At 40.0% G+C, this 5,097-nt stretch carries 7 protein-coding genes; 2 read left to right on the top strand and 5 right to left on the bottom strand.

The annotated features are described in order from the left end of the window. Window positions 1-736: 736 nt before the first annotated feature. The 5 genes from EDM55_RS27930 to EDM55_RS27905 all read right to left on the bottom strand — a co-directional run bounded on the left by EDM55_RS27930 (window position 737) and on the right by EDM55_RS27905 (window position 4,214). A complete protein-coding gene (locus EDM55_RS27930; RefSeq protein WP_122961911.1) occupies window positions 737-1,099 on the bottom strand; it encodes a hypothetical protein in 363 nt (120 codons plus the stop codon). Beyond that, window positions 1,083-1,307 carry a hypothetical protein gene (locus EDM55_RS27925; protein ID WP_122961910.1) on the bottom strand — a complete coding sequence of 75 codons (225 nt, stop codon included), beginning with the start codon at window positions 1,305-1,307 and terminating at the stop codon, window positions 1,083-1,085. Before EDM55_RS27925 ends, EDM55_RS27930 begins: the two co-directional genes overlap by 17 nt. Before the next feature lie 446 nt (window positions 1,308-1,753). Then, complete coding sequence (locus tag EDM55_RS30670) at window positions 1,754-3,295, bottom strand: GIY-YIG nuclease family protein (RefSeq protein WP_170184550.1); 1,542 nt, start codon at window positions 3,293-3,295, stop codon at window positions 1,754-1,756. Window positions 3,296-3,311: 16 nt separating this feature from the next. Further along, a complete protein-coding gene (locus EDM55_RS27910) occupies window positions 3,312-3,770 on the bottom strand; it encodes an ImmA/IrrE family metallo-endopeptidase (protein WP_122961908.1) in 459 nt (152 codons plus the stop codon). 21 nt (window positions 3,771-3,791) lie between these two features. Continuing rightward, on the bottom strand, window positions 3,792-4,214 hold the full coding sequence (locus EDM55_RS27905; RefSeq protein WP_122961907.1) for a helix-turn-helix domain-containing protein: 423 nt from the start codon (window positions 4,212-4,214) through the stop codon (window positions 3,792-3,794). Window positions 4,215-4,443: 229 nt separating this feature from the next. On the opposite strand from EDM55_RS27905, the gene EDM55_RS27900 reads away from it, so the two are divergent. Then, entirely contained in the window at window positions 4,444-4,668 is a 225-nt protein-coding gene (locus tag EDM55_RS27900; RefSeq protein WP_122961906.1) for a helix-turn-helix domain-containing protein, read from the top strand. Window positions 4,669-4,698: 30 nt separating this feature from the next. After that, window positions 4,699-5,097 (top strand): BRO-N domain-containing protein (locus EDM55_RS27895; protein ID WP_259676112.1); only part of this gene is annotated, 399 nt, incomplete at its 3' end.

Here is a 5,097-nt window from a genome sequence, read left to right as displayed (position 1 = left end):
ATCTTTAGGAGTAAGTACCATTAGTGCAGCAATAACAGCCCATACAACTCCAAAAATGCGTCCTGCTTTGCCTCTCTCTTTCCACCCAAACCATACCATGATGTAAGGCACAAAGATCCAACCTAATACTTTCAGAAACTTCATTGGTCTTCCCCTCTCTATTATTCGTCTAGGACTAGCTTACCATGACAAATGTAATATATGTTTGATAAATTTACAAGCTTTTGCCAATTTACTCAAGTAACTCTAAGAATAGTGGAGAGGTCGATAATAATAACGAAGTAAAGAGCAGCCTCTGTGTTTATGTAGAGACCGGTTTTCCAATTAGTATCTGTCTAAGTAATCCGACGTGTAAACAAACCGTTTACCTTCTCCGATCATGAAACTCTGCAGATTATTTCGGAATTTTGGATCGGCTAATGCGAGCTCTACAACAAATGCTTGGGCACTGCCAATTGATCGATTCCGTTTTGCTCGCCTTGCGAAGATTGCATTTCGGAAGTCCAGGTTATCGGCTACTTGAATCAGATTCCCATACATGACTCTAGAATGTGTCGAGGTCACTCTTGGTAACTCTTCGAAGCTCTCCCCTATATCCATATTCCCTTCTCCCTTCCCTCGATCAAATCAAAAACGTTTGAAAATTCCCTTGGTTTAAAACATCATTCAGCACACTGCACACTGAGAGGTCCTGTCCCGAGAAGCGGGGGAGGTGTTGCGTAGCACAACGCCATGCCTACGGATAGATTACATCCCCACGTTTTATAAAGCCGTTCAATGCAGCCTTCACAAGCTTTTGGTCATCAAAGCTTACCGACCTACCTGTTCTCATATCCTCAACGTGGAGCTTTCCCTTACTGACTGACACTACCCTGAATCCATCGCCAGTTTGCATGGTACCGGAAGGCGTGTAGAAGGTCTGAGCCAGGGAAAGCACAATACCAAACCCCAAAACTGCTAAGAGTGTCCAGGACGTGTTTTTGACGAATTTATCAGTGATCTCAAATGATTCGTCTTCCTCTTCAAAATCGTCCTCATCTTCTTCCCAATATACCGGCCTGCGGCGTTCCTCGCGGTAATACCTACGCTTGCGTGCCATGAGCCTCAACCACCCTTCTGACAGGGACTGGTATGCCAACTCGTTTCTGATCCCGGTTTGCTTGTCGCTCTGCGATCCTGGCCAATGCCAGAGGTTTTAAGTGCTCCTTTGCCCATGCGCTAAAATTTAACGTCTTAGATATCTCCCACATTTCTTTCTCCAGTGGATCGTTCACATTAAAGCTGACCGGTTTGCGTTCTGTTGCCATTCTGCATGCCTCCTTATGTGGTGTTGTGCATCGCAGCGTTGTGATACGTTGTGTCGTGTTATGTTATAAAAAATGTCGAACGGTTTGTCCAATATTCCGCTCATACGCGGTTACTTGCGTATATTTTTTAGAATGTTTGTCCAGAATCGTTGATGAGGTGATTCTGGTGTTTGGATTAGGGAAAAAGAGATCGAGATTAGGCAAATGGTTAGATAGGCACGGACTTACTCAACGATGGTTAGCAAAGGAGGCCAAAATTAGCGACGATACAGCAACAAGGGTTACATCAAGCGATGAGTATAATCCCACATTGAACACTATGAAGAAGATAGTTCAGGCATTGAGGAAGATAGATCCAAACGCGAAGCAGGATGATTTCTGGACAATGTAAAATAGCCCTTACGAGTGTAGGGGCCATTTCTGTTTGTCCTGATATACTCAAATAGCTATGCGATAACTTCTATGACTTCACTTTGAAATGTTCCTTCTTTTCTAATGGTTTCACTTTGTCTGTATTCGATCGCAATCATAGTCGTCGTAAATTCAACAGTTGGGTCAATATCATGTACTATGGTTTGCAATTCTTCAACGCCAGCATAGAAAAATTCTTTTCTGAAATTGATCATATTTACACGTTGGTAATTAAGTGTATTATGCAGTTTCTGTTCAAGCCCAACCGCATCATCACTAAAGATCATGGCGTGTACATCAAATTTGAATGGGACAGAAGCATCGCCTAACTCATCAATTCGGTCCATCGGATCTAATCTTCTTGTCATCCCTACTTTAAACATTCGCTCTCCAAAGGAACCGAAATTGGAAATTACATATACATAGCCAGCTTTACCGTTTGCACGTTTTGTGATTTCTTCTTTCTTTTCTTCTAGTTGATCGCATTGTTGCTCTAATTCCTGAATTCTTGCCATTAGTGCTTCCATTTTGTCGTTATCAGTTTCCTTGCTTAACAACTCCTTATTTTTGGCTATTTCATTAAGATATTTTTCCTCCTCTTTTTCAATTTTCTTTCTCTCTTCCTCAAGCAATTTGCGTTCCTCTGCTTCCAATCGCATCTGTTCCTTAATTCGTCTTTGTTCTTCTTTTTCTAATTCCTTTTGGTAGTAATACTTATACTCGATTCTTATTGCATTCTCAAACAACGGCTCAAGTTCAGACAAAAATCTTGTAACCGTCGGAAGGATATTTGCGTTTCCATTTCCGGCAATTAACAGATACCTGTTTATTAGAGTTTTGGAGTTTTCAAGAGCTTTATCCAAATTACTATAGCTTAGTGTGAATAAGATATTTTGGAGTTCTGCCTGTAATCCAATAACCATTAATTCATAAATAGTGGCATTAGCTTTTGTTGTATAGCGAGATTGGTACGTTGCCAAAAGCTTTTTAATCTCTTTGTTGTTAGCATTCATTTCGGACCGAAGCATCTTTGAATTTTTATGGTGTAAGTCCAAATGAATAACAGTTTCAAGAAGTCCTTCTTCGGTAAACGATTCTTTAAGTTGTTCTAAATCTTTTTCAATTCTTAGGAAATCAATTGCAAAAGGAAACTTTTCAATTAGTTTCTGTATACCTAAACTTTCTACTTTGTGTTTTTTAGCTATTTTCTGATACTTTGTCAACTCTTTATAGACTTTTTCGTTTTCACTCTTTAAGAGGTCAATTTCATTCGTGAGAGTGACCTTATTTTCTCCCAGGGTGGTTAATTCTGAGTGGGCATTAGCGAGTATATTTTCAGCTTTTTCATTAGCTGTTTTAATGATCTCCTCTGATTCCTTTTCAATTGACTTCAACGCTTCAGCAATAGTATCACTTTTCAGCTTATCAAGATTTAGCGTCTGTAATTCTATGCTTTTTTGTAGGGACTCTTCCTTGTCGTTTAATTCTTGAGTACGTAATCCCAGTTCGTTTAAACGAGTTTGTCTTTCTAGTATTGTTTTTTCAACTTGAAAAAGTTCCTTGAGTCTTTTAAACATTTGTAACAGCTACCTTTTATTTTCCCCATCGGCTGGGGGATTGGCTGAGTTGTTTCAAGTTTACCATCTCCTGAGGGACACCATAGATGGATGCAGCTTCATTAAGGGTCATGGGTGTATGTCGATACTCTTGTATCAAATAATCAGGTATTAACAATTCAACCGCAAATTGATTTGCTTCTCGTTCGATGCGATCTATTGAAAAAAGAGTGTTCTTTCTTAGGAACGGAGTGTTTACCTTAGGATGCAGAAAAAGATGCCCTAATTCATGACCGCATGTATATCTCTGTTCACTTTCATCCGAATCTTGATTGATGTGAATAATTGGGATTCGCTTGTATGTAGTGTAATAGCCAAGTATATTACCTAACGGCTCAAAGAGTACGAGGACGTTTTTCTGAGCTGCGATCTCAAAGGGGTCGTTTGTTCCACAAGTTTTAATGAGCCGATTCACGGTATCCTTTATAGTCCGCATTCGATGTCCCCCGGTTGTCTTCTATTTTCTATGTTTTTTAGGGGTGAATTTTTGTTTTGCCATTTGTTTCGCAAGACGCAATGTATTTTCAAGGGATATACGCAATAGCTCTTTACTTTCTTCATCCATTGCCTCTCCATAAAAGCCTAAGGATTCGCTTGAATGTAAATCGTTAACCATTTTCTCCAAGTCTATAGCGATGTCTCTTTCCTCCTTTGGAGAAAGATCATTTGGGTTATGTATGGATGATTCGTCATCCAGTAATTGAGTCAGAGGTATATTTAAAGCATCTGCAATAGCTTTTAGGGTATCAACACTAGGATTGTATCTATCGCGTTCTACATCTGCTAAATAAGATCGAGACATATTAGCTTTATCAGCCAACATGGCTTGAGTGAGTCCGGTCTTTTTTCTATAGGATTTTATTTTTTCCCCTATGGACATGGGTTGTTCTCCTCCGATTGTCGGTAATTACGACATTTGTCCTCATTATAAGATAGGAAAGTCGGCTATACAATGCCAAAAATGTCGTAAATACAAGTAAATAAAAGGATAATGTCGTGAATACAAGTTATTTCTGCGTAATCCTCGAAAATGCTCGTTTTTAAGCAAATGCTGGTTTTTACAAAATGTCGTGAATACAATACATTTGTATGCAAGGAGGTGAGCGGTGATGATAGACAAGACAGCACTAGGAAACATCATCAAGATGAAACGAAAAGAAAAGGGAATGAGACAGAACGAAGTATCGTCTGCCACAGACCTTTCTAGAAATTATATTTCTGACATCGAAAACGGTCGGTATATGCCTAGTGTAGAGACGCTACTTAAGCTGGCTGTATGTCTGGAGTTGGATTTAAATATGCTTAAAATGACGGAAATACAAGTTATCAAATAGACAAAATGCTGTAAAGAAGGGATGACGCCCATGAACAATCCACAAGTTTTCAATCATCAAATGTTTGGCGAACTTCCGGTAATTATCATCGACGGAATGGAATGGTTTGGAGGTAATGAAGCAGCAGGCTCTTTAGGTTTTACAAATCCTAGAGCTGCAATCGCTCACCACGTAGATAAAGAGGATGTAACGGTCCGTGACACCCTTACAAGCGGCGGAATCCAGACAAAGAAGTTCGTCAATGAGTCCGGTCTGTATGGCCTGATCTTCGGTGCAGCCAAGCAAGGTAACAATCCAGAGTTACAGTCCAAGGCCAAGGAATATAAACGCTGGGTAACGAGTGAGGTACTGCCAACCATACGCAAACATGGAGCGTATTTGACACCGGATACCATCGAGAAAGCACTATCCGATCCCGACTTCATCATC

It is taken from the genome of Brevibacillus centrosporus, assembly GCF_003710815.1.
GTDB classification, from domain to species: domain Bacteria; phylum Bacillota; class Bacilli; order Brevibacillales; family Brevibacillaceae; genus Brevibacillus; species Brevibacillus centrosporus.
Note: the sequence above shows the minus strand (reverse complement) of the source record. Positions and strands in the feature narration are given on the sequence as shown.